Annotated in this window: 20 protein-coding genes; 11 read left to right on the plus strand and 9 right to left on the minus strand. The window is 45.0% G+C overall.

Annotation, left to right across the window (positions count from 1 at the left end; genetic code table 11):
* Nucleotides 1-1,140: an FMN-dependent L-lactate dehydrogenase LldD gene (lldD, locus tag J4N43_RS16950; RefSeq protein WP_005383962.1), complete on the minus strand. Its 1,140-nt coding sequence runs from the start codon at nucleotides 1,138-1,140 to the stop codon at nucleotides 1-3.
* Between the two features lie 315 nt (nucleotides 1,141-1,455).
* Complete coding sequence (locus J4N43_RS16955) at nucleotides 1,456-3,147, minus strand: L-lactate permease (protein ID WP_005375111.1); 1,692 nt, start codon at nucleotides 3,145-3,147, stop codon at nucleotides 1,456-1,458.
* Between the two features lie 162 nt (nucleotides 3,148-3,309).
* On the opposite strand from J4N43_RS16955, the gene J4N43_RS16960 reads away from it, so the two are divergent.
* Together J4N43_RS16960 and J4N43_RS16965 are read left to right on the plus strand one after the other, a co-directional pair.
* The gene (locus tag J4N43_RS16960) at nucleotides 3,310-4,209 is read left to right on the plus strand and encodes a LysR family transcriptional regulator (RefSeq protein WP_005375112.1); all 900 of its coding nucleotides are present in this window, start codon (nucleotides 3,310-3,312) and stop codon (nucleotides 4,207-4,209) included.
* 120 nt (nucleotides 4,210-4,329) lie between these two features.
* Nucleotides 4,330-6,363 (plus strand): prolyl oligopeptidase family serine peptidase, encoded by a 2,034-nt coding sequence (locus J4N43_RS16965; RefSeq protein ID WP_158159421.1) that lies wholly within the window; start codon nucleotides 4,330-4,332, stop codon nucleotides 6,361-6,363.
* Nucleotides 6,364-6,605: 242 nt separating this feature from the next.
* Here the strand turns inward: J4N43_RS16965 and J4N43_RS16970 are convergent, their stop codons facing one another.
* Nucleotides 6,606-8,237 (minus strand): ABC transporter ATP-binding protein, encoded by a 1,632-nt coding sequence (locus J4N43_RS16970; RefSeq protein WP_017635486.1) that lies wholly within the window; start codon nucleotides 8,235-8,237, stop codon nucleotides 6,606-6,608.
* A gap of 85 nt (nucleotides 8,238-8,322) precedes the next feature.
* The gene (locus J4N43_RS16975) at nucleotides 8,323-8,820 is read right to left on the minus strand and encodes a hypothetical protein (RefSeq protein ID WP_005375116.1); all 498 of its coding nucleotides are present in this window, start codon (nucleotides 8,818-8,820) and stop codon (nucleotides 8,323-8,325) included.
* Between the two features lie 187 nt (nucleotides 8,821-9,007).
* On the opposite strand from J4N43_RS16975, the gene J4N43_RS16980 reads away from it, so the two are divergent.
* The 3 genes from J4N43_RS16980 (at nucleotide 9,008) to J4N43_RS16990 (ending at nucleotide 14,637) form a co-directional block, all read left to right on the plus strand.
* Complete coding sequence (locus tag J4N43_RS16980) at nucleotides 9,008-11,368, plus strand: Lon protease family protein (RefSeq protein WP_005375118.1); 2,361 nt, start codon at nucleotides 9,008-9,010, stop codon at nucleotides 11,366-11,368.
* Nucleotides 11,369-11,651: 283 nt separating this feature from the next.
* Entirely contained in the window at nucleotides 11,652-13,280 is a 1,629-nt protein-coding gene (locus J4N43_RS16985) for a methyl-accepting chemotaxis protein (RefSeq protein ID WP_005375120.1), read from the plus strand.
* A gap of 397 nt (nucleotides 13,281-13,677) precedes the next feature.
* Nucleotides 13,678-14,637: a porin gene (locus tag J4N43_RS16990; protein ID WP_053350045.1), complete on the plus strand. Its 960-nt coding sequence runs from the start codon at nucleotides 13,678-13,680 to the stop codon at nucleotides 14,635-14,637.
* Nucleotides 14,638-14,760: 123 nt separating this feature from the next.
* On the opposite strand, the gene J4N43_RS16995 is transcribed toward J4N43_RS16990, so the two are convergent.
* Nucleotides 14,761-15,507, minus strand: coding sequence for a flagellar brake protein (locus tag J4N43_RS16995; protein ID WP_042521645.1), 747 nt, complete (start codon nucleotides 15,505-15,507; stop codon nucleotides 14,761-14,763).
* Between the two features lie 127 nt (nucleotides 15,508-15,634).
* Between J4N43_RS16995 and J4N43_RS17000 the strand changes: the two genes are divergently transcribed.
* Both J4N43_RS17000 and J4N43_RS17005 read left to right on the plus strand, forming a co-directional pair.
* Nucleotides 15,635-15,910, plus strand: a complete 276-nt coding sequence (locus J4N43_RS17000) for a GNAT family N-acetyltransferase (protein ID WP_017635482.1) — start codon at nucleotides 15,635-15,637, stop codon at nucleotides 15,908-15,910.
* Nucleotides 15,907-16,884, plus strand: coding sequence for a phosphotransferase (locus J4N43_RS17005; RefSeq protein WP_102970225.1), 978 nt, complete (start codon nucleotides 15,907-15,909; stop codon nucleotides 16,882-16,884). The genes J4N43_RS17000 and J4N43_RS17005 overlap by 4 nt, the downstream gene beginning before the upstream one ends.
* Nucleotides 16,885-16,930: 46 nt before the next feature.
* Here J4N43_RS17005 and J4N43_RS17010 read toward each other — a convergent pair whose 3' ends face one another.
* Nucleotides 16,931-17,431, minus strand: a complete 501-nt coding sequence (locus J4N43_RS17010) for a GNAT family N-acetyltransferase (protein WP_017820512.1) — start codon at nucleotides 17,429-17,431, stop codon at nucleotides 16,931-16,933.
* A gap of 395 nt (nucleotides 17,432-17,826) precedes the next feature.
* Between J4N43_RS17010 and napG the strand changes: the two genes are divergently transcribed.
* From napG to J4N43_RS17030, 4 genes are all read left to right on the plus strand, one after another.
* The gene (gene napG, locus J4N43_RS17015) at nucleotides 17,827-18,597 is read left to right on the plus strand and encodes a ferredoxin-type protein NapG (RefSeq protein ID WP_005383947.1); all 771 of its coding nucleotides are present in this window, start codon (nucleotides 17,827-17,829) and stop codon (nucleotides 18,595-18,597) included.
* Nucleotides 18,597-19,451 (plus strand): quinol dehydrogenase ferredoxin subunit NapH, encoded by an 855-nt coding sequence (gene napH, locus J4N43_RS17020; RefSeq protein WP_053350046.1) that lies wholly within the window; start codon nucleotides 18,597-18,599, stop codon nucleotides 19,449-19,451. Before napG ends, napH begins: the two co-directional genes overlap by 1 nt.
* A 199-nt stretch (nucleotides 19,452-19,650) precedes the next feature.
* Nucleotides 19,651-20,832 (plus strand): MFS transporter, encoded by a 1,182-nt coding sequence (locus J4N43_RS17025; protein WP_005375129.1) that lies wholly within the window; start codon nucleotides 19,651-19,653, stop codon nucleotides 20,830-20,832.
* Between the two features lie 206 nt (nucleotides 20,833-21,038).
* The gene (locus J4N43_RS17030) at nucleotides 21,039-21,320 is read left to right on the plus strand and encodes a YrhK family protein (RefSeq protein WP_025768568.1); all 282 of its coding nucleotides are present in this window, start codon (nucleotides 21,039-21,041) and stop codon (nucleotides 21,318-21,320) included.
* Nucleotides 21,321-21,442: 122 nt separating this feature from the next.
* Here the strand turns inward: J4N43_RS17030 and J4N43_RS17035 are convergent, their stop codons facing one another.
* Genes J4N43_RS17035 through J4N43_RS17045 form a run of 3 tightly spaced genes read right to left on the minus strand, consistent with a single transcriptional unit; the run spans nucleotide 21,443 to nucleotide 24,573 of the window.
* On the minus strand, nucleotides 21,443-22,282 hold the full coding sequence (locus J4N43_RS17035; protein ID WP_005383942.1) for an energy-coupling factor transporter transmembrane component T family protein: 840 nt from the start codon (nucleotides 22,280-22,282) through the stop codon (nucleotides 21,443-21,445).
* The gene (locus J4N43_RS17040; RefSeq protein WP_053350047.1) at nucleotides 22,279-24,018 is read right to left on the minus strand and encodes an ABC transporter ATP-binding protein; all 1,740 of its coding nucleotides are present in this window, start codon (nucleotides 24,016-24,018) and stop codon (nucleotides 22,279-22,281) included. The genes J4N43_RS17035 and J4N43_RS17040 overlap by 4 nt, the downstream gene beginning before the upstream one ends.
* A gap of 6 nt (nucleotides 24,019-24,024) precedes the next feature.
* Nucleotides 24,025-24,573 (minus strand): ECF-type riboflavin transporter substrate-binding protein, encoded by a 549-nt coding sequence (locus J4N43_RS17045; RefSeq protein ID WP_005375133.1) that lies wholly within the window; start codon nucleotides 24,571-24,573, stop codon nucleotides 24,025-24,027.
* Between the last annotated feature and the right edge of the window lie 44 nt (nucleotides 24,574-24,617).

The raw sequence follows: 24,617 nt of genomic DNA on the forward strand, positions 1-24,617 counted from the left end.
TTATGGGATTTTCACTAGCGAATCGCGTGAAAGATCCGCGATAGACTTCGCGCCTGTAAGCGTCATTGCTACACGCATTTCTTTATCGTACAGATCCAGTAGGTTTTCAACGCCTGCTCCGCCTTGTGCTGCCAATGCGTACACAAATGAACGGCCAAGAAGCGTACAGTCTGCACCAAGTGCGAGCATACGAACGACATCAAGACCAGTACGAATACCAGAGTCTACGAAGATTTTAAGATCACCTTTTACCGCATCCGCAATGCTTGGTAGTGCTTTAGCACTTGAAAGTACGCCATCTAACTGACGGCCACCATGGTTAGATACCACAATGCCATCTGCGCCGAAACGTACCGCATCTTTCGCGTCTTCTTCATCTAGAATGCCTTTGATAACCATTGGGCCATCCCAAAAATCACGAATCCACTCAAGATCTTTCCAGGAGATAGAAGGGTCGAAGTTTGCGCCTAACCAGCCGATGTAATCTTCTAGCTTTGTTGGTTCGCCACGATAAGTTGAGATGTTACCTAAGTCGTGCGGTTTACCAAGTAGACCCACATCCAGCGCCCAGCTTGGGTGGCGCATCGCCTGGAATACACGACGCATGGCCGCGTTAGGGCCACTCATACCTGAGTGCATGTCACGGTAACGTGCGCCAGGAACTGGCATATCAACGGTAAACACCAGCGTTGTTACGCCTGCTGCTTTTGCACGCTCAAGTACGTTTTTCATAAAGCCACGGTCTTTAAGCACGTAAAGCTGGAACCACATTGGACGTTCAATTGCAGGTGCGACTTCTTCAATCGGACAAACCGAAACAGTCGACATAGTAAATGGGATGCCTTTTTTCTCGGCTGCTTTTGCTGCTTGCACCTCGCCTCGGCGCGCGTACATACCAGTTAGACCAACAGGAGCTAGCGCGATTGGCATTGCCAGTTTCTCACCGAAGATCTCGGTTTCGAGGCTCAAATCTGTCATATCGCGTAGGACGCGTTGGCGAAGAGCGACATCACCTAAATCGTCAGTATTACGCTTCAGCGTGCGTTCGTCGTAAGAGCCGCCATCAATATAATGGAATAGAAACGGGGGAAGCTTGGCTTTCGCGGCAGCGCGGTAGTCAGTAGAAGCTGAGATAATCATAATGGTGTCCTAGCGGTTATTCTAAGCAAAGTTGTGGAGCAATTTGCTCTTTCGTTGAGCCTTCATCGCAAAGCAGTGAAGACATCAAAATGAGTATAGTTACCTATGGTTCACTTACGTTTGAATCGGTGATGTTGGTAACCCATTTACATAATTGGTTGAAAAATTTTGTTAAATCACTCAATCAGTTATGCAAACTGGAAAGGGTGACACAGCTGTCGGGGGAATTGATGTAGCAAGCTAAATCAACATGTCGGGGTAGTAGTGCAGACAGCTGTGTCAAATTAGGCAGGGCTGTAAACCCTGCATTTCGCGTTACTTCATCAAGACATCTGTCATTTGGAAGCCATAAATCAGAACCAATCCAATAATGCCTGTCATTACAATGTAGTAGAACGTAGGGATAATCGTTTTACGCAATGTTGCGCCTTCACGACCAAGCAAACCTACCGTGGCTGATGCGGCAACAACGTTGTGAATCGCAATCATGTTACCTGCAGCAGCACCGACGGCCTGGAGTGATACAACAATCACACTCGAAATAGACAACGTTTGTGCCACTTCGAATTGGAACTGGCTGAACATCATATTTGATACCGTGTTTGAGCCAGCGATGAACGCACCCAGTGCACCAACGGTGGCACTCAGCGCTGGGAACGCAGAACCAACAAGGTCAGAGGCGAAGTTTGCGGTTGTGACGGGCATACTTGCTAGGTCAGCACCGTTGATGCCTGAGTTGATAAAGATACGAACCATCGGAATGGTAAATACCAAGACAAAACCCGCCCCAATCAGTGTTTTGCTTGACTCGCCAAACGCTTCACGCAATGGCTTTACACTACCGCTTTGTAACATTGCAGCAAGTAGTGCGACAAACACCAGAATGCCTCCAGGAAGGTATAACGGCTGAATCGCAGCGCTAACGCCAGTCTCACCAAGAATGTTGCTGAACGACAAACTTACGCTTTGTACAAAGCCTTTCAGCTCAGGGCTTACGCGGCTTGCGACGAGAATAACTGCCAGCATTACATATGGAACCCAAGCTTTTACGATGCTCATTGGCTTGCCCGGATTGTCGTTTAGATCGACTTTTAGCGAGCCTAACCACTCTGCAGGCCACTTGTCTTCGCTTTCGAAATCCCACTTAGTCTTTGGTACTAAGAAGCCTTTTTTCGCTGCGGTAACAACGATAGACAGACCAACCAAACCACCGATAAGTGAAGGGAACTCTGCACCTAAGAAAACACCGGTTAACGCGTATGGAACGGTGAAAGAGACACCAGCGAATAGTGCAAATGGTAGAATATCTAGACCTTCACTCCAGCTTCTGTTCTTGCCGAAGAAACGTGTTAACATCATCGCCATTAATACTGGGATCATCGTACCTACGACTGCGTGAATGACAGCAACGTGCGCTGTGATATCTTGCAGGTACATTTCCCACGTTGCACCTTGTGCGGCCAACGACTCACTGATGTTATGGGTGTCTAAACCTTTGTTTACACCTACGATGATAGGCGTGCCTACCGCGCCGAATGAAACAGGCGTTGACTGAATCATCATGCCCATAAGGACAGCGGCTAGCGCAGGAAAGCCGATTGCAACCAGTAGTGGTGCAGCGATTGCTGCCGGGGTACCGAACCCAGATGCGCCTTCAATGAACGAGCCAAAGCACCAAGCAATGATGATGGCTTGTACACGGCGGTCAGCCGAAATATCGGTAAATCCATTACGGATTGTGGTGATCGCTCCAGTGTGTTTTAAAGTGTTGAGCAAGAAGATGGCACCAAACACGATCCATAGAACAGAGACAGTAATGCCCAGTCCTTGGAATACGGAGGCCAGTACGCGATTGGCTGACATATCCCAAAACATTAGTGCGATAGCGACGGTTAGACCGAACGCAACAGGCATGGCTTTTTTAGCAGGCCAGTTGAGACCAACCAATAAGATGGCGGCAACAACAATTGGCGAAAATGCCACTAGGGCAAGTAGGGTTTCACTCATTTGTACATCCTTCGTACGCTGACTTCTCGAACGGTGTCAATCCGCTGTAGAGGTGACTTTTTGTTGTAATGGTTTTGTTAATTTGGCGTGAATTTACTCCTTTATTTTTTGTTGATATAGGGAAATAATGAAAATAATTAATTCCAAAAGTGACATAATGGTATGAGAGCAGACGACTTAATCCTATTTTCTCAAGTAATCGAACTTGGCAGCTTTAGTAAGGTTGCAGAGGCAAATAACCTTACAAATTCGGTAGTTAGCAAAAGAATGGCGAGGTTGGAGGAAGAAATAGGGGCTCAGCTATTATATCGAACAACGCGCAAATTAACCTTGACCGAGGCAGGTAAGGTGTTACTCCACAGTGCTAAAAATGTGAAGCAGGCCACTCAGGAGGCTATGGATGCTGTTGCAGGCTTTGGAGAGAATGTGAGCGGTCATATAAAAATGTCCGTGCCGTGTATCTCTGGAGATTTGATACTTGCTGATGCTGTTGCCGAATTTTGTAACCTTCATCCGGGTCTGACCGTGGATATGTCATTGGATAATCGCTTTGTCGATTTAGTGGCTGATGGTTACGATTTAGTCATTCGAACTGGCTACCTAGCCGACTCAAGTTTGATCGCACGACATATTCTCGATTCCCAATGGGTGGTATGCGCGTCACCTTCTTATATTGCGAAAAATGGGAAACCGATCGAGCCGATTGATCTCACCACGCACAATTGTCTGCAATACGCTTACCAAACCACAGGTGCAACGGATTGGGAGTTTAAAGGAGAAGATGGCAATTACATCGTCAAAGTATCGGGCTGCTTTTCTACTGATAACGCGACCGCATTACGTAAAGCCGCTCTGGGCGGCCATGGTATTGCTTACGTCCCGCGCTGCTTGGTGTATCACGATATTCGTAATGGTCAACTGGTGGATATTTTTCCTGAATTAGTAGGTAAAAAGTTGGGTATCTACGCGGTGTATCCGTTTACTCGTCAACCACCGAACAAAGTGAAGCTGCTTATTGAGCACATTCGTGACCGATACTTAACGATATCTCATTATTTCTAGGTTCTTCATAGATTTAAAACAATGTCGTTGAAATCAAAATTGGGTGCTCTAAGGTAATCACCGCAATAAAACGATTGAAGATAAACAACTTAATAAAAACAACGGAGTAACACGGACGTTATGCATTACCCAAAAACACGTAAAGATTCTGTCGTGGACACTTATTTTGGTCACGACATTACCGACCCTTATCGCTGGTTAGAAGATGATCGAAGTGAAGAAACCGCACAATGGGTTTCGGGTCAAAATTCGGTCACCTTCGATTTCCTTGGTCAGATACCGTACCGCCAACAAATCCGTGACTTAGTGGCGAACAGTCAAAACTACGAAAAATATTCCCAGCCATTTGTACGTGGTGACTACACCTACTTCTACAAAAACGACGGTTTGCAAAACCAAAGCGTATTGTATCGACGTAAAGGCGAGGGAGAAGCCGAGGTTTTCCTTGATACAAATACTTTCTCCGAAGAGGGCACGACCTCTCTTGGCGAAGTCAGCTTCTCTAAAGACTGCCGTTTGGTCGCGTATTCCATCTCGGAAGGGGGCAGTGATTGGCGTAAGATCTTTGTCATTGATACGGAAACCAAAGAACAGTTAGAGCCTGAGATTGTTGATGCGAAGTTTACGTCGATTTCTTGGCTGGGCAGCAAAGGCTTCTATTACTCAAGCTACGATAAGCCGCAAGGCAGCGAGTTGTCTGCTCGAACTGAGCATCACAAGCTTTATTATCATGAACTCGGTACACCTCAGTCTGAAGATAAAGTGATTTTCGGTGAGTTGGATACGCAAGTTCATCGTTATGTGTCTGGTACCACGACGACAGACGATCGCTTCCTCATTATCTCTGGCGCAGAATCTACATCGGGTAATCGTCTGTTTTATATTGATTTACAGTCTGAGTTACAGGCAATTGTGACGCTGCGCGAGACAACGCAAGGAGACACCTACTTAATTGATAGCCAAGACGCAACCTTGCTGCTTTACACCAACCTAGACGCGCCGAATGGCAAAGTTGTCAGCTACAACACTCAGACAGAACAATGGGCTGACGTGATTGCTGAACAAGAACAGCCGTTAGAAATCAGCAAAGGTGGCGGTTATCTGTTTGCGACTTATATGGTAGATGTGCTTTCTAAAGTGCAGCAGTTTAACTACCAAGGTGAGTGGATTCGAGATGTACAATTGCCGGGAGAAGGCACGGCTTATGGTCTGGCGGGTAAAAAAGAAGAAACCACACTTTATTACACATTCACTAACTACGTGACGCCTCCGACGATCTTCTCATTTGATGTCGAATCTGGTGGATCGACGCTGTTTCAAGAATCAAAGGCACCGTTCGATCGTAATGAGTATGAATCAAAACAGGTGTTTTATACCTCAAAAGACGGCACGCAAGTTCCGATGATCATTTCATACAAGAAGGACATTGCACTTGATGGTAGAGCACCAACCATGTTGTATGGTTACGGCGGTTTTAACATCAGCCTCACTCCAATGTTTTCTGGCAATGTAGCCAACTGGCTAGAGTTGGGTGGTATATACGCTGTCGCCAACATGCGAGGCGGCGGTGAATACGGTAAAGCCTGGCACAACGCAGGCACTCAGCAGCAAAAGCAAAACGTGTTTGATGACTTTATTGCGGCGGCGGAATACCTGATTGAAAACGACTACACTAGCTCGGATCGCCTAGCGATTCGCGGTGGTTCTAATGGTGGTTTGTTAGTTGGAGCGTGTATGACGCAACGCCCTGAACTATTCAAAGTCGCGCTGCCTGCGGTTGGCGTGCTTGATATGCTGCGTTATCACACGTTTACTTCTGGAGAAGGCTGGAAGTATGACTATGGCACGTCGGAGCAAAGTGAAGCGATGTTCCAATACTTGCTTGGTTACTCTCCTGTTCACAATGTAAAAGAAGGCGTGCGATATCCTGCTACCTTGGTGACAACTGCTGATCACGACGACCGAGTTGTGCCAGCACATTCGTACAAATTTATTGCGGAGCTGCAAGACAAACAGCAAGGCGCTAATCCAGTATTGATACGCATTGATGTTAATGCCGGTCATGGTGCAGGAATGCCGCTGAGTAAGCAAATTGACCTCACCACAGACGTGTATGCATTTACGTTACATAATATGGGTATTGAGTCGATTTAATGCCCTAGTTGTTAGAAACTTCTGAGAATAAAAAAATGCCGCGACAGTGTCGCGGCATTTTTCATGGTTGGGGGAACTCAATTCATACTGTTTGCCAGTATTTGAGTCAGGTTGACTAAGTCTGACTCTTGAACCAACCAGTCTCGGCGGCCAAACCGAAAGGCAGCTACGCCATTCTTAAGACAAGATGAATTTATCACCTTTTCTTAATCCTAGTTTATGAATATGAAACTGTGATGAACCTAAGCCGCATTGTGCTGATTTTCACTGTTTTCAAGATCAAATGAGGCATCTATCAGTTTTTTCGTGTAGTCATTTTTAGGGTTTTGGAAAATCTTTTCGGCCGTACCTTGTTCCATGACCTCGCCCTTTTGCATGACTAGAACACGATCAGAGAGTGCTTTAACTACTGATAGATCGTGGCTAATAAACAAGTAGCCAATATTGTGTTTTTTCTGCAAATCTTTCAGAAGGTCAATCACTGTCAGTTGCACCGAGCGGTCTAATGCAGAGGTTGGCTCATCAAGCAGAATAAACGAAGGTTCAAGAATCAGTGCTCGCGCGATAGCAATACGCTGACGCTGGCCTCCCGAAAACTCGTGCGGATAACGGTTGATGGACGCGGGATCTAAGCGGACCTCACGGAGCACGTCGCGCGCTTTCTGCATACGTTCTTTTTTACTCAACATTGGTTGGTGGACAGTTAATCCTTCTGTGATGATCTCGCCGATAGTCATACGAGGAGAAAGCGAACCATAAGGGTCTTGGAATACCATCTGAACGTCTTTTTTCAGCTCAAAACGTTCTTTGTTTGTCAGCAAGGCCATATCTTGGCCTTTGTATTCTATTTTGCCAGTTGAGGGCAGTAGACCTATCAAAGCTCGGCCGAGTGTAGACTTACCTGAACCGGACTCCCCAACGATCCCGAGGGTCTCTCCTTGTTTAAGCTCAAGAGAAATGCCTTTTACCGCTTCGAAGTACTCATTCTTGCTCGCAATAAAATGCGACTTTACCAAGAATTTGACTCGTATATCGTCGGCCTTTAAAAGCTGTGTAGCACTTTCGCTAATAGGCTCCTTACTGCCTTTAGGAATCGAGTTGATTAGCATACGTGTGTATTCGTGCTTTGGGTCCTCGAAGAGTGTTTGCGTTTCGCCTTCTTCGACGACTTCTCCTTTACACATCACAATGACACGATCTGCAAAGTGTTTTACGACGCCTAAGTCATGAGTAATAAATAGGATTGCCATGCCCATCTGAGCCTGAATTTCTTTAATCAGGTGCAACACTTCTGCTTGAACCGTGACATCCAACGCTGTTGTAGGTTCGTCGGCGATCAAAATATCGGGCTCGTTAATCAGTGCCATCGCAATCATGATGCGTTGCAATTGACCACCAGAAAATTCGTGTGGGTACTTGTTGTACGCTTTTTCAGGGTTTGGCATATGAACCAATTCAAACAGCTCTAACACCTTTGCTTTTGCTGTTCGTCTGTCGACCGGGCGGTGACACATGATGGCCTCAGCGACTTGGATACCCACCCGCATGTACGGGTTTAGTGAGGTCATCGGCTCTTGAAAAATCATGCCAATGCGATCACCGCGAATACTTTGCATTTCACGCTCTGTTTTATCCAAGATGGAGCTACCCTCAAACATGATGGATGAGCTTTCATGCAAAATAGCGTTGTCTGGCAATAGTTTCATCAGTGCATTGGTTGATACTGACTTGCCAGAGCCAGATTCGCCAACGATGGACAGCGTCTCGCCTGCTTTTAAATCGAAGCTAACATTCTTTACTGCATCGACGATCCCATCGTTTGTCGTAAAGCTGACTGATAGGTTGTTCACCGAAAGAATGGTTTTAGAAGACATCACAGATCCTTGTGGTTGATAAAGCAAATGATACTCAAGCAATGGACAGCACAAACCTAGTTGGCCTCAATACTTGAGCTTTAGATTAATTATACAGGTGAGAAGGCGAAGATTTTGCCGAACTCATTGCTTGCAAATGTAAGAACTGCTCATGCGCGCGCGTTACGTGCTCGAGTTCTATCATCCATTGAGCATTACGTTGGGCAGAGCAAAATGCCGCCATGTGAGCTAACAAGTCTTCGCTCTGTTGACCAAGTAGGTGACCTACGCGCTCAATCAGTTCATGGCTCTCTAGCTGCAAAAATTGAAATAGCGCGTAAGTTTGATTGAGTATTGAGAACGCATCATGTTGTAAGCCGAGTTTGTTGAGAATCTCTGATTGCGTCACGCTGGCATCTCTAAGCCCCGTAATGAGACATACAAACTGGCAAGGTTTAGTTTGTGCATTTTCTAGCGCTAAGTGAATGTGGTTGGGTAGATTGTTGAGCACGTCGTCATATAAACGATGAGCTTCTGGCCAATGGCCTTGTTCCATCAGTTGCTCTGCTTTTAAGTAGCGCATCCAGCATTGCTCAATATTCATATCCATCTCCACAACATTTGATTTGTTTAGATATTAAATGAAATTGATTATCAATTGCAAGTGCGTGTTAATATCACTTATGTGTTCATAAAATGTCCAATCAATCTAGGGTGGAAGGTAAATCACTTAAAATTAAGCAAATAATCTCTACACTCAAATAACGAAAATAAGAAAAAAGGAAGTGGATATGGCAATACTAAGATTGGAAGCTAAGCAGCTATATTCTGTAGCAGATCTAGAGAATATGCCATGTAAGTCGACCAAGGAGTTACCTCCAATTGATGAAATCGTGGGCCAAGAGCGCGCGCAAAAAGCGGTCGAGTTTGCGATGTCCATCAAAGAGAAAGGGTATAACATCTACGCCATTGGTCAGAATGGGCTAGGTAAACGCACCATGATCTTGCGCTATCTGAATCGTCACCAGCACGATGCAGCAGCCCTGTTTGATTGGTGTTACGTTGCGAACTTTGAGGATACCCGTACACCAAAGGTATTAAAGCTGCCTTGTGGTATCGGAAATAAGCTACGTGTTGATATTGAAGCTTTAATGGGCAAATTATTGAATGCTTTACCCCTAGCATTCGACAATGAAATGTACTTTAGCCGCGCTGAGCGATTAAAAAATCAATTGGCAGCTAAGCAACAAAACGAGCTGGATCGTATTAGCCGAGAGGCAAAAGAAAAAGGCATCAGCCTAACACTGACTACACAGGGGGATTATCAGTTTGTCGCCATGAACGGTGATGAGCTTCATACGGAAGAGTCTTTTGATGTACTAAGCAAAAAAGAACAAGAGCAATTCAGCGATGCTATTGATGAACTCGAAGTGCGATTGCGCTCGATGGTTCGTGAGCTTACGGAGTGGGAAGAGACATACAGCGATAAAATCAAAAAGCTCAATGATGAAGTGACGCTTGATGTGATTACTCACTTCATCAAAAAACTCAAAGTGGATTACGCGCAATATTCCGAAATCAAAACCTACTTAACTGAGCTGCAAAAAGATATTGTTGAAAACGCAGATATCTTCCTTGACCAAAGTGGCGAGCAAGGCGAAATTGCGACGGCATCCTTGGATAAAAAATTGCCACGTCGTTATAAAGTGAATGTCTTGGTAAGCCGTAAAAGCAGCGAATTTCCTATCGTTGTTGAAGAAAATCCCAACTATCATTCACTCTTCGGGTCGATTGAGACTGCCACTTTCAAGGGAACGGTGTTTACCGACTTCTCGCTGATTCGTGCAGGGAGCTTGCATAAGGCGAATGGCGGCGTTCTATTAATGGATGCTCAGAAAGTACTTGAACAGCCTTACGTTTGGGATGGTTTGAAGCGCGCATTGCGTGCTCGTCAATTGAGTTTTACGTCTCTAGAAAAAGAAGTCACATTGACGGGAGCGGTATCACTCGATCCTGAACCGATTCCGCTTGATATCAAAATTATCTTATTTGGTGATTACCGAACTTACCAATTACTCCAACATTACGATCCAGAGTTCAGCGAGTTGTTCCGTGTGACGGCAGATTTCGAAGACGAAATGAAACGTACGCCGGAGTCTGAGCTGCATTACGCGCGCTTTATCTCTAGCGTGGTGCATGACAACAATATGCTGCATTGCGATCGCAAAGCCATTGCTCGGATCATCGAATACAGCTCACGTTTGTCTGGCGACCAATCCAAGCTATCTCTACATTCGGCTAATATCGCCAACTTGCTTCGAGAGTCGAACTACGTTGCTCGTCAAGCCAACTCCAACATGATCCGTATTGGGCATGTTGAAGAGGCGCTCAATAACCAAGAAATGCGAGTAAGCCGATTACGCGATAACGTAATGGAAACCTTTATTAACGGCACAACGCTGATTCGCACCGAAGGAGAAGCCGTAGGCCAAGTGAACGCACTTTCGGTATTGAGCACTAGTGACTACATGTTTGGTGCACCGAATCGCATCACAGCGACGACGTGTTACGGTGATGGGGATGTTATCGATATCGAGCGCAGCGTGGATTTGGGGGGCAGTATTCACTCTAAGGGCGTAATGATTTTGTCTGCCTACTTATCTTCCGTATTTGGTAAAACGGCACGAGTGCCATTAACGACAACCATTACCTTTGAGCAATCTTATGGTGGTGTTGATGGTGATAGTGCCAGCATGGCTGAGTTATGTGCGGTTGTGTCTGCTTTTTCAAAGCAACCAAACCGACAAGACATTGCGATAACAGGGTCGATGAATCAATTTGGTCAAGCTCAGCCTATTGGTGGCGTAAACGAAAAGATCGAAGGCTTTTATGATGTGTGTGTAATTAAAGGTCGTCATGACGGGCAGGGAGTCATTATTCCGCGCTCTAATGTTCACAATCTAATGCTTCGTTCCGACATCGTGAAAGCAGTCGAAAAAGGCGAGTTTAATATTTGGGCGATTGACCATGTTACTGAAGCTATCGAATTGTTTACGGGGAAAGTTGCTGGTGAGCCAACCGATGAAGGCTCTTATCCAATCGATACCATTTTTGGCCTTGCTCAAGCTAAGCTCAATTCGTTGAGAAAATAGGCTGAAACCGTCCTAAATGTGAATGTATCTCATCATAAGTGATCATAACGACAATATCCCGACGCTACTGTCGGGATATTGTCAATAACAGATTGAAAATGGAGAGTTTTTGTACTAGACAAAAGTGTGATCGACCTCTAATATTCGCCACTTGTTTATTCGTCTGGGATTTATCCCGTCGCAAGGAAGCATAGATATTCAAACTGCCGAAAAGTAACGTTGTTATAGGCACTGCTCGAGTTTGTTTGGATATAGACATCACGCATACAACTGAGGCCCTGTCATGCAGTTATCACTGAAAAATTTGTCAGTACGAACGCAAATTTTGGTTCCGGTATTATTTACCGCGATTGTTTTGTTTATTGCTCTTTGGATTACTAAAAACAATCTTCAAGCAGAGCAAGATGTTATTGCTTCCAACCAAGAATCTTTGGTTTTTCACAAAGACACATTGGCGAGTATTGACGACCAAATTTACCCTCTGCGCATAAGCGCGGTTTACGCTATTTACGATGCTTCTCGTCGTGAGAATTTTCTAACCGAATTGAAAGAAGGCTTAAAGCAAGTTGATGCCGATTTAAGCGCAATTGAAGCCCGAAACCTATTCCGTGACGATGCCGTTAAAGTTCGCCAAGCAATTGAATCCTATGTGCGATATTCAGAGCGCTCAGTTGCTTTCTTCAACCAATACGATCAAGGTTTGAAATCGGATAGCGAGTACCGTGCATTTGTCAAAGAGTATCGCAATGTTGGCCGAGAAATGGTCCAACAAATTAACACGCTATCAAAGCATGTAAACGAGCAAGCTGAACAATCTACTATCAGAAGTCATCAGCAAAATGAACGTGTGCAAAATAACGCTATGTTGACGGTTTTAGCGGTATTTGCTTTCTCATTGATAGGCGCTTGGTTCCTATCTGGCATGATTGTTACACCAATCCAAAAGCTGCAAGAAGTGATGCGTCAGTTAGCAATGGGTAATCTATCAGTACGTGCAGATGTCGATGGGGACAATGAGATCTCTAAGCTGAGCAAAGATGTAAACCAAACCGCAGAGCAGTTATACAACACTGTGGACCAGTTAACCCGTATTAGTGAGGAAGTTGCATCTGCATCGACCGAATTAGCTGCGGTAATGACGCAAGCGGAAGCGAACGCTCAACAAGAGTTGGCGGAGATCGAGCAAGTTGCATCTGCGGTTAACGAGCTTGCAAGTACTGCGAATAATGTGAGTGATAACGCGACCTCTGCTGACGCAACAGCGCGTGAAGCTGATGGACTTGCTCAATCAGGTTTGGCTATCTTCCAAGAAAGTGCGGAAGCAAGTGCGCAAATGTCTCAAGCATTGAACGATGCAGCGCAAGTTGTTTTGCGTCTAAAAGAGCAATCTGTACAGATCAACGATGTTATTGAAGTGATTCGCGGCGTATCTGAGCAGACCAACTTGCTAGCATTGAATGCTGCGATTGAAGCGGCGCGAGCTGGTGAGTCTGGTCGTGGTTTTGCGGTAGTAGCTGATGAAGTACGCATGCTAGCAGCGCGTACTCAAGACTCGACACAAGAGATCCAAACGATCATTGAAGAGCTTCAAGCGCAGTCTGGGCTGGCGAATGACAGTATGCAAGTCAGCCTTGATATGCTTAGCCGCAACAACGAGCTGACGCAACAAGCGAATGAAGCGTTGGTTGGAATTACCGAGTCGGTCGCCAACATCAACGATTCAAACACGCAAGTAGCAACCGCAGCCGAAGAGCAGTCTCAAGTTACTCAAGATATCAATCGCAACGTGGTTAACATGTCGGAGCTTGTAAACCAAAATGTAGCGGGCATCAGCCAGAGTGCAAGTGCGAGTACTGAGCTTTCATTACTTGCAGAGAAGCAGAAAGAGCAATTAAGTTTCTTTAAGCTTTAATTCATCATCTACTTATCAAATCTCTAAATCCCTGAGTGAATGCTCAGGGATTTTTTTGTTTGTAATAATCGGATTTATTATCAATAAGTCTATCTAAAACAGTTAGTTAACAAGATTTTTTTGCGGGCAATGTCACGTTTTGTGATATTGTTTTTACATTTTTTTCGTCAATTTTTTTTTGACGCGAACATTTTTTTTAACTCAACCGATAACTTGATGGTTGAGAGGTATTCATATCGCCATTTTAAGTGGTGTTTTCTTCTATAAGCGCTGTTTATTCAACACGTTGCGTGAAAAATAACAGCTGCTACTATGCCGCCAGTTTTCTCGTTGGTACAGAAAAGTCCTGTTTTTCTGGTGAGAAAACACATATAAAACAATGATATGGAAAATAAAAATGAAATTAAAAACTTTAGCTGTAGCAGTGGCGCTAATGGCATCAGGATCTCAAGTTGTCGCTTCAGAACTATACAACCAAGATGGCACTTCTCTTGAGATGGGCGGCCGCGCTGAAGCGCGTCTTTCTATGATGGATGGTAAGGCAGAAGACCGTACTCGCATCCGTCTTAACTTCCTAGGCAAACAGGAAATCAATGAAAACCTATACGGTGTTGGTTTTTGGGAAGGTGAGTTCAAAACAAAAGAAGAAGGTGCTGTAGATAACGACAGTGATCTTGAAACTCGTTACGCTTATGCAGGTCTGGGTGGCAAATACGGTGAAGTAACTTACGGTAAAAACGACGGCGCACTAGTGGTTCTTACTGACTTTACTGACATTATGGCTTACCACGGTAACACAGCAGCACTTAAACTGCCTGTTTCTGACCGTACAGATAACATGCTGTCTTACAAAGGCCAATTCGAGCAACTAGCTGTACGCGCTAGCTACCGTTTTGCTGATCGCACAACAGATGCACAAGGCTTTACAGACAACGAGGAAGATGGCTTCTCTCTATCTGGTGTTTACGCGTTTGCTAACACTGGTTTTGAACTAGGTGCTGGTTACGCAGATCAAAACGACAGCGATGAGTTCATGCTGGTAGCTGCATACTCTGTAGGTGACTTCTACTTCGCTGGTAACTACACTGGCGCGGATATGGATGTTGCAGGCAAGACTCTTGATTACAAAGGCTACGAACTAGCCGCTGCTTACACTATGGGTCAAACTGTATTCACTTCTACGTTCAACAAAGGTGAACTAGAAGACGCAGATACTGTAGAAAACCTAGCTGTTGATGTAACTTACTACTTCAAGCCTAACTTCCGTGGCTACGCATCATACAACTTCGATCTAATGGATAACGAAGGCGCTGATGAAAAAGATGAGCTAGCGCTAGGTCTACGTTACGACTTTTAAGTCATGACTCTTATCTAAGATACTGCCTTATTCTTAGTAAATAAAACCCCTTACTGAAAAGTATGGGGTTTCTTGTTTTCTAGCACTTCGAAGCTTCTTGATAAGCGATAGGGGTTATCAAATCTATCTTTTTAGTGTGAGCTTAGTACCATCAAATTTGAGGTGACTGAGGAGGTTTTTAGCGTTGTTTTTACCAACCTCATCAAACTCCATTCCGTAGCGAGCATAGTGCGTTGATTTTTGTAAATTACAAATACGACCTCGCAACGGCGCTAGCATACGACTTTCTCCGGGCATCGTTAGATCCAATGAAACGTGGTCACCAACCTGAAGTGGTCGGCTCATTGGTGATGTTACAAAACGACAGCCACTACGAGATAAATCTCTTATTTCGCATTCAGTTCGATAGGCTTCTAAACAAACACGCGCTCTCAAATTTACTTCGTAACGTACTTCTTTGCGAAGCTGAAAGACCTGCATAGTGTTAGGTAGGTCTAGCACCAAAATTGGGTACGGATCGCCTAGTCGATGCTGTAATTGGGCCCGAAATGGGATAACGGCCCCTTCACCTCGATGAGAGTAGGCTTTTACATTGATCCAAAAGCCTTCTTGAAAATAGAACTTCAAGTCTTCATCGGAGATGTTCGGAACCTCTATCAATGCAGTATTATTTGAGTGACAGCCAACAAATGTGCTGGTTGTAATAAACTTTGTACCAACGGGGGTGGTGACGTTTAAGCTCACTTCACTGCCATGTTCGACCATTGCCATTGCATCGGTGCTATTTAATGTACTTGCCTGACGTTCTGGTGCCTTCTTGCTTTGCAGAGGTAGCTTGCCGTCTCTGGCAATTGGGCTCATATTTCTCATTATAATTGTCGTACCTGATGTAAGAAGGTAATCGCGTGAGGCGAAGCAGCACTCTCGCATGGTATCGATTTTATTCAGTGATATAGTTTGATTCAATCAATCTGTAACAAAAATTAGAGAGCAAGATATGCATAAAGTAACTCATGAGACCACGAATAGTACATTCTGGGTTGATTTAGAGCAGGGTTATAAAGCCAAGGTGATTTATCAGCTTAAGGGTAATGTCATGCACATTACATCAACGGTTGTTCCTGAAGCACTGCGAGGTAAGGGGTACGGAAAAGTGATGATGGAAGCGGTGTTGCCAGAAATTGAGTCACTCGGTTATCAAATCAAACCAGTTTGCCCATATGTTATTCACTATATGGAGAAGAACCAAACGTGGTCACATCTGCTCGCATGATGAGTAACAACCACCAACGCTACCAAACTATTGGCCAGGAACTCAATCTCGGTAATTACCGCTCTGTAGAAGTCATACAATCGCTATGGGGAGGCTATGGGGAGTTAGTCCGAGTTACTTATTCTACTGGTTCGGTGATCATTAAGCATGTAAAACTCCCTAAGCCTTCAGAGCATCCTAGAGGCTGGAATACGGACCGTTCTCATCAAAGAAAGTTGCATTCTTATCAGGTGGAAGTGAATTGGTATGAGTATTTTTCCGGAGGGGTGGATACTCGCTGCCGAGTACCACAAGGTCTAAAAACGTTCCAATCGGAGAATGAATGGCTCATTGTGATGGAAGATCTCGCCGAGGTGGGCTTTCCAAAAGTCATCACAGATGCACAGCTAGAGCATCTACAAGCCTGCCTCACTTGGTTGGCGAACTTTCATGCGCGATACATCGATGTTCGTTCGGATAAGTTGTGGCATACCGGAACATACTGGCACTTAGCAACCAGACCCGACGAGCTTGAAGCATTGCAAGACACTGAGCTACAAAATGCGGCTCAATTGATTGATCAAACGCTTTCGCAAGCTAAGTTTAAAACACTAGTACATGGTGATGCCAAATTGGCGAACTTCTGTTTTGATGAAGAAGAATCAAGCGTTGCTGCGGTTGACTTTCAATACGTTGGATGTGGGTGTGCAATGAAAGATGTGGCACTGTTTATGAGTAGCGCCGTTAAGCCAGAACGTTGTGCAGAGATGGAAGTTTGGGTTTTGGATACGTATTTTGCTCAGTTGCAACACGCGCTAATTGTCTATCAACCGAATCTTGACCCTAATGAAGTCGAGCGTGAGTGGCGTCCTTTGTTTGCTGTGGCTTGGGCAGACTTTCAGCGATTTGTGAAAGGTTGGAGTCCCGACCACTGGAAGATCAATCCCTACACAGAAGCATTGACTCGCAGAGCGTTGGCTTACTTACGAAAGTGAGTCGAAGTTTAAAAAGAAAAGCCTCCAATTAGTAGGAGGCTTTGTTTTATCTTTGGCCTGGTCTGATGCGCGCCATGTAATAGGTATTGATGAATTCACCATCACGGAAGGAACCGTCAATCGCTTCACCCTCAATTTGAAATCCATGCTTTTTATAAAGCCCAATGGCGGCGTCGTTATCGGCATTGACCTCTATCTGAATTCTTCTCACATTTAACCAGTTATCTGCTAGTTCAGTGACTGTTTCTATCAATTTACTACCAATACCGAGTCCGTGGAAACTATCATGTACTCCGATGCCAAACGATGCCGTGTGCATCGTTCTTGGACGTAGAGAGTGGTGAAAGCCAATATTTCCGACGACTTTACCATCAATTTCAGCGACATAGCTATAAACACCATCAGGTATGTTTGACAATCTTTCCACCCACATCGCGAGCGAAGGCTTTGGGAGTTGCAGGGTTTCACGTTGTGCTTTTGGTTGTGAATAGATTTCTACGAGTGCCGCTGCGTCTTCGACGGTCGTTGGACGTACGATAATTTCCATGCCTCTCTCCTTCGCTTTTTAGTTTTAATTTTTAATCTAACCACAGTTTTCTTATTTGGATAGTGTTTTTTTATGTTTAATGGATAAATGCCTTTTAAATTAGCTTGTTATGATGTCATTTTTTGAATTTTTAGTAGTGATTTATCATCGAATTGAGCGAGTAGATTGCAAAGGTGTTGAATTATTGTACTGAGAATGGCGCGTACTGCAGAGTATCGTGGTGAATTTCATGTCGCAGTAAATAAACGCATTTAGTCAAACTGTGACGACGGCACTGTGCGTCAGTTGACTTGAATCAATAGAGGATGGGGTTACCTCCTATGAGGTATAGGGAAACGACACGTTTAGGGCTATTTATGCTTAACTTGATAAGGGAGTTTTGTTGAGGAAATAGCATGAAATCCTCTCAGTCTAAAATATCGCAAAGTCGGCGCCGATTTTTGCGTGATACAGCTCGAACTGCGGCTGGTGTTGGCGCAGCTGCGTGTGTATTGGGCTTACAATCGCTACAAAGCCAAGCTCGAGAAACCAAAGGTGTGCCTATTCGTCCGCCTGGTGCACTGCCGGAAGGCGATTTCGAATCAGCTTGTATTCGATGTGGCTTGTGTGTTCAGGCATGTCCTTACGATACCTTGAAACTTGCGACATTACTTTCACCCGTCGCGACTGGCTCACCTTACTTTACTGCACGCGATATTCCCTGCGAAATGTGCGAAGACATTCCTTGTGTTGTCGCTTGTCCGAGTGGGGCGCTGGATCCGAAACTAACCGATATTGATGATGCTCGAATGGGTACAGCGGTTCTTATTGACCATGAAACTTGCCTTAACTGGCAAGGGTTACGATGCGACGTTTGTTATCGCGTTTGTCCGCTGATTGATGAAGCCATCACATTAGAGATGGTTCACAACGACCGAACCGGTTATCACGCCAAACTTATCCCAACAGTGAATTCCGAAGTGTGTACCGGATGCGGTAAGTGTGAACAAGCGTGCGTGTTGGATGTCGCTGCTATTAAAGTCGTCCCGACGGATTTGGCGAAAGGCAAAGTGGGCAGCCACTACAATTTTGGTTGGAAAGAGATCGACAAACCACTCGAAAATATCCTCCCTAGTGAGACGCCTGTACCGGAAGGTGCGCTTGAATCGCTAAAAGGAGGTAAGTAATGGCAAAGAATTTAGCTCAAAATGCTGGCAAAGAAGCGCTTGAAAAGCTTGGTTGGTGGCGCGCGCATCGGTTTTTGATTTTACGTCGGCTATGTCAGTTCACCATCATTGCGCTGTTTATGGCTGGGCCGACGCTGGGAATTCTAACTGGTAATCTGTCATCAAGTATGTTGCTCGATACCGTGCCGTTAAGTGACCCGTTAATTGTGCTTCAAGCTTTGGCGACAGGGCATGTTCCGGAGTTTAATGCGTTGTTAGGCGTAGTGATTGTCGTTGCGTTTTACGCGATTTTGGCGCCGCGCGCATTTTGTGCTTGGGTGTGCCCGTTGAACATCGTGACAGACTTGGCGGCGTGGTTGCGTCGAAAGTTCAACATTAAAGCGAGCTATCGTTGGTCTCCCATGATTCGTTATTGGCTGATCCCTGTTTTGATGTTGGGCAGTGCGCTATCTGGCGCGATTCTTTGGACATGGTTAGATCCAGTTGCGGCACTGCATCGCGGGTTGGTGTTTGGTATGGGCGCAGGTTGGGTGCTAATCGCCCTAGTGTTTGTGTTGGATTTACTCTTGGTTGAGCATGGGTGGTGTGGGCACTTATGTCCACTGGGGGCTACCTATGGCGTGATAGGCCGAAAAAGCCTGTTGCGCGTTACTGCTGTTCGGCGCGAAGATTGCACCAAATGCATGGATTGCTTTTACATTTGCCCAGAACCAGAAGTGCTTCGGCAGCCTTTGAAAGAGGGAGATCGTCGAGTTATGGATCAAAACTGCATTAGCTGTGGCCGTTGTTTGGATGTGTGTCCAGAACATGTGTTTGAATTTAAAAATCGCCTATCAGTAAAAGTCATTGATTAAGCCACTGAGCACATTTACTCATGCTTTAGTTCTCTTGATACTTGAACATCGCGCTTAGCCAAGGAATTGAGTGCGATGTTTATCTTCATAACAATATTCCTCAGCCATATCAGCTTGCTCTGGGTTGAAAATAATAATGATATTGCGAATTTGTTACATTTAAAGCTATGATGATGCCTTCATATTTAAAGGAAACATCATGACTACCTCATCGCACGGCTGGAGAACGCCGCAAAATTTCCTCCTGTTAATTTCCATTATCGTGCCCATTGCTTTTTCTACCTGGATGGCGTTGTTGAACAACTTTGTTATAGAGAAAGCAAACTTTGATGGTGCCGACATAGGCCTATTGCAAAGTGTGCGCGAAATTCCGGGTTTTTTGGCCTTTACCGCCGTGTTTGTATTGCTGTTTATCCGAGAGCAACGCTTTATGCTCGTATCTTTGGCGATGCTTACGCTTGGTACGGCATTAACAGGTTATTTTCCCACTTTGTACGGTCTACTTTTTACAACCTTGTTAATGTCCACCGGCTTCCATTACTTTGAAACACTCAAGCAGTCTTTGTCTTTACAATGGCTATCTAAAGAAGAAGCGCCAGAAATGCTGGGTAAGTTTATTTCTGTTGGAGCTTTGGCTTCTCTGTTTACCTACGGCGCCATTTGGGTTTCGCTCGAACAGCTCAAACTTGATTTTAAAACGGTCTATTTAATGGCTGGTGGTTTAGGTTTTGTGCTCATTTTGGTGATGGCATTTGCCTTCCCACAATTTAAGACAAAAGTGCCTCAGAACAAGAAGCTCATCCTGCGTAAACGTTACTGGTTATACTATGCGCTTACGTTTATGAGTGGAGCACGCCGTCAAATTTTTACGGTGTTCGCTGGTTTCTTGATGGTAGAAAAGTTTGGTTACTCCGCCGCAGATATTACGTTGCTGTTCCTGATTAACTATGTCTTTAACTTCTTGTTTGCGAAGCGAATAGGCCGTTTTATCGGCGTTGTAGGTGAGCGCAAAGCGTTGATGTTTGAATACGTCGGTTTGATCTTCGTGTTTGTCGGGTACGGTTTGGTGCAAACGGCTGAGTGGGCGGCAGCATTGTATGTTGTCGATCATCTATTTTTCGCGTTAGCGCTTGCGATTAAAACCTACTTCCAGAAAATTGCCGACCCAGCAGATATGGCGTCGACCGCGGGCGTTGCGTTTACGATTAACCATATTGCGGCGGTTGTAATACCTGTTACGTTTGGTGTGATTTGGCTGGTTTCACCTGCTAGCGTATTTTACATCGGCGCTGGTATGGCAGCAGTGAGCTTGCTGTTGTCACTCAATATTCCAGCGAAGCCGGAAGAAGGCAACGAAACTCGCTTGTTGAAGTGGAGTTAAGTTGGTACTCACTATCTAATCATTAAAGCGAATACCTGTAATTAGACTCGCTAAAAAGGGTGCTTATGCGCCCTTTTCTTTTTATTGCAAATAGATAATCCCTCCAATGGTTGTCAATGCATGCCACGTCCGTTAGGGTTTAGAACTAAGTATTTCGAAATAACTTGGGCGTAACTGACGCGAAACAATAAGAGGGGAGCTATACAGTGCAGATACATGGCAGAGAGTTGGATTTAGATCTAGGAAGCCGTCACATCGTTATTCAGCGCCGCTATGAGGCGTTAGGTGCTGCAAACGACCTACTCATTGCTATTTGGTTTTTAATTGGTAGCTTTTTCTTTTTGAATGATTCGTTGATTGAAAGTGGTACTTGGCTTTTCATTGTAGGCAGTGCGCAGTTGATCATTAAGCCCCTGATAAAACTGATGAGTTTAGTTCATGTTGGTCGTTTGAATAAGCAACTTTCTGGCACATCAGCGAGCCGCTGAAATTACCGCTTCTTTTGAATACTTGCAAGCAAGAAGCCAACAGGCGAGTTATCGAGGGGAAAGACGGAAGATAACGTGGTCACAACACTAACCACGTTATGTTCAGTTTGAAGCTTCAGAATTTAAAACGGATACCAGAACAGTTGTGTGTCCATCACACGCTTGCTGATCGCAGCAATCACTATCACCGCAATCCCAGCCATGCAGATCATATCGGCTTTGGTCAGTGGTTTTAAGCTGTACCAAGTGCGAGAGGAGTGGCGGCCAAAACCACGTAGCGTCATCGCGTTTGAGATTTGATCGGCTCTGTCTAAACTAGAGAAAATCAGAGGTCCAAGAATCTTCGCGACGTTCTTCATACGATTGAACAACGGAGCCTTCTTGCTCAGTTCTACTCCGCGTGCTTGTTGCGCGTGCATGATGTTAACAAAGTCCTTTTTCACTTCCGGCAAGTAGCGCAGCGTTAAGCTTACGGCATAGGCGATTTTGTAAGGTACACCCAAGCGGTTCAAGCTGGCTGAAAACTCCGTCGGGTGAGTGGTAAATACAAACACCAACGCGATTGGAAACATGCTGAAGTATTTCAACGTCACTGTTACTAGGTAAAACAACGTCTCTTGAGTGAGCGAGTAATTACCGGGTAACGAGAGTAAAACCGTTGATGAGCCCATGAATTCAGTACCTTGTTGCGGTGCTAACGCGAACATAAACAGGGCATTGATCAGTAATACCGTGCCTGTACCGAATAACAGCGGTTTGTAGACATGAAAGGGCACTTTGGTCATTTTCAGTAAGCCTAAACCAAGCACGATCAACAGTGCGATGATTCGCAAGTCAAATGTGGTCAACACCACCGTTACCCAAGCAATGAAAAGCAAGAACTTAGTAATGCCATTCAACTTATGAAGTGGTGATTGGGTATCGATGTAGTTGATACCAAACTTCATCTTATTGTCTTTCATGCCACCGCTTTCTCTAGTTGGTTTACGTCGTCGCTTTTTTGTTGGCGGTGCGCTTTTTCTACATTGATAAAGTGCTGCATAAAGCCATTGGTGTCTTCGATGCCAACTTTCGTAGCCAACTCAAACAGACTTGTTGTGGTGAGGTTTGCTTTGTCTAGTAGCTCTGGACTGCTGAATACCTGCGTCATTGGTGCATCCGCGACTAATTTACTGTCTGCAATCACGATAGAGCGCGTGGTGTATTCCAGCACTAAATGCATGTCATGAGAGATGATCATCACGGTTACGCCCAACTCGCGATTGAGCTTTTCGATGAAACTCAGCATAGACGTGTAGTTTCGATAGTCCTGACCTGCCGTCGGTTCATCAAGGATCAGAAGCTCTGGTTCCAATACCAAAATTGACGCAATGGTTACGCGCTTTTTCTGGCCGTAGCTCAATGCTTCGATTGGCCAGTGGCGGTATTTGCTCAAACCGCACAGCTCAAGGACTTCAAGTACTTTAGCTTCGATTTGTTTCTCTTCAACGCCACGATTACGGAGGCCGAAGGCCACTTCGTCGAAAATCATGTGATGGGAAATCATGTGATTCGGGTTTTGCATCACCACGCCCACTTTCTGGCTGCGCTCGAAGATGGTCAGTTCGTTAAGATCTTGACCATTCATACTCATTGAGCCGCTATCCGCTTCAATAACGCCCATAATCAGTTTGGTGATGGTCGATTTACCCGAGCCATTTTTGCCAAGTACAGAGACAAACTCGCCACGCTTGATGTCAAAACTCACGTCTTCTAACGCGTTTTTCTCACCGTCGTAAGAATAGGTGAGGCCACGGACTTCAAGCAAAGTCTCGGCTGGCGTTTTGGGCGGTTGTGCTGTTGAACCATCAAACCATGCTTGTACTGCCGGTTTATATTGCTCCAACGGTAAGGTAGTTAAGCTAGAAGGTTTTGCATCGCCCTCAATCGCGCAGCCTGCTTCTTTCAGTGCTGAAATATAAAGCGGTTCGCGGATGCCGTAATCTTCTAGCAAAGGCGACGCTAAAATTTCATCTGGCGTTGTATCGGCAATGATTTTGCCGCTTTCCATCAAGATAATACGGTCAACTGAGCAATGCAGAACGTCTTCAAGACGATGCTCAATGATTACGATGGTTTTGCCCGTTTCGCGGTGTAGATCATCGATGATCTCGATGGTTTTTTTACCCGTTTTAGGGTCAAGCGCAGCTAGTGGTTCATCAAACAAAAGAATATCGACATCATCGACGAGAATGCCCGCCAAAGAAACACGCTGTTTCTGCCCGCCAGATAAATCGTGGGGTGAGCGTTCTAGCATCTGTTCCAAGTCGACCATTTTGGCCGTGGCTTTGACCAATGGGTACATGTCGATATTTGAAGTTAGCTGGTTCTCCAGCGCAAATGCAATGTCTTCGCCAATGCTCAAACCGACAAATTGGCTGTCCGTATCTTGCAGTACGGTGCCAACTTGCTCAGTGTATTGGTGCATGTCGAAAGGGGCGGTGTCTTGACCATTGATGGTCAATGTTCCACTGGTTTCCCCTTTGATTGCGTGTGGGATCAGTCCGTTAAGACATTGCCCAAGGGTAGATTTACCACTACCACTTGGACCGATAATGACGATTTTCTCTCCTTTCTCTATCCTTAGATTGATATTTTTTAGCGTCGGTTTGTCCAGCGACTCATATCTAAAAGAGAAGTTAGAAAATTCGATTGTCATTCGACATTAAGCCTCTGTTAAGTTACGGCTTTGCTTGTTACGTTTAGCGACAGACTTAAGAATGAAGAAGCCAACAATAGCAATAAGAATGGTGTTACCGATCGCGATAATAGAAAGCTGGGTAAACACTTTAGTGAACGGTTCTGCGTATAAAATCGTGTCGAGGAATGCAGAGCAACCGTAACCAAATACGTTGCCTAATAGCGCAAGTACTACGAATAACGCGAAGTCTTTCATATTGAAATCACCTTTCTCCAAACGGTAGCGCGTTAGAGAAGGGAATAGACCGATAATCAAACCAACAATACCTGAACCAAGTACCCAAGTGAGCCATACGCCCCAACCTGCAAATAGGTCAGTAACCCAGTGACCAATAAAACCAACCAAGAAGCCAACAAGTGGTCCAAATAGTACTGAGAACAATGCTAATACTGCCATTGCTGGTTTTAGCGTTGTGTTTGCAAACACAGGGATGCCAAACATAGGTAAGCCGCCGATACCGTAAAGAGCAGCACCGATTGCAATAACCACAACAGTTTTAGCGGAAAGATTCATAGATAACCTCAGTTCAATAGTCGATTTTAAAGAACGTTCATTTA

It is taken from the genome of Vibrio sp. SCSIO 43009 (genome assembly GCF_023716525.1).
Taxonomy (GTDB): Bacteria; Pseudomonadota; Gammaproteobacteria; order Enterobacterales; family Vibrionaceae; genus Vibrio; species Vibrio alginolyticus.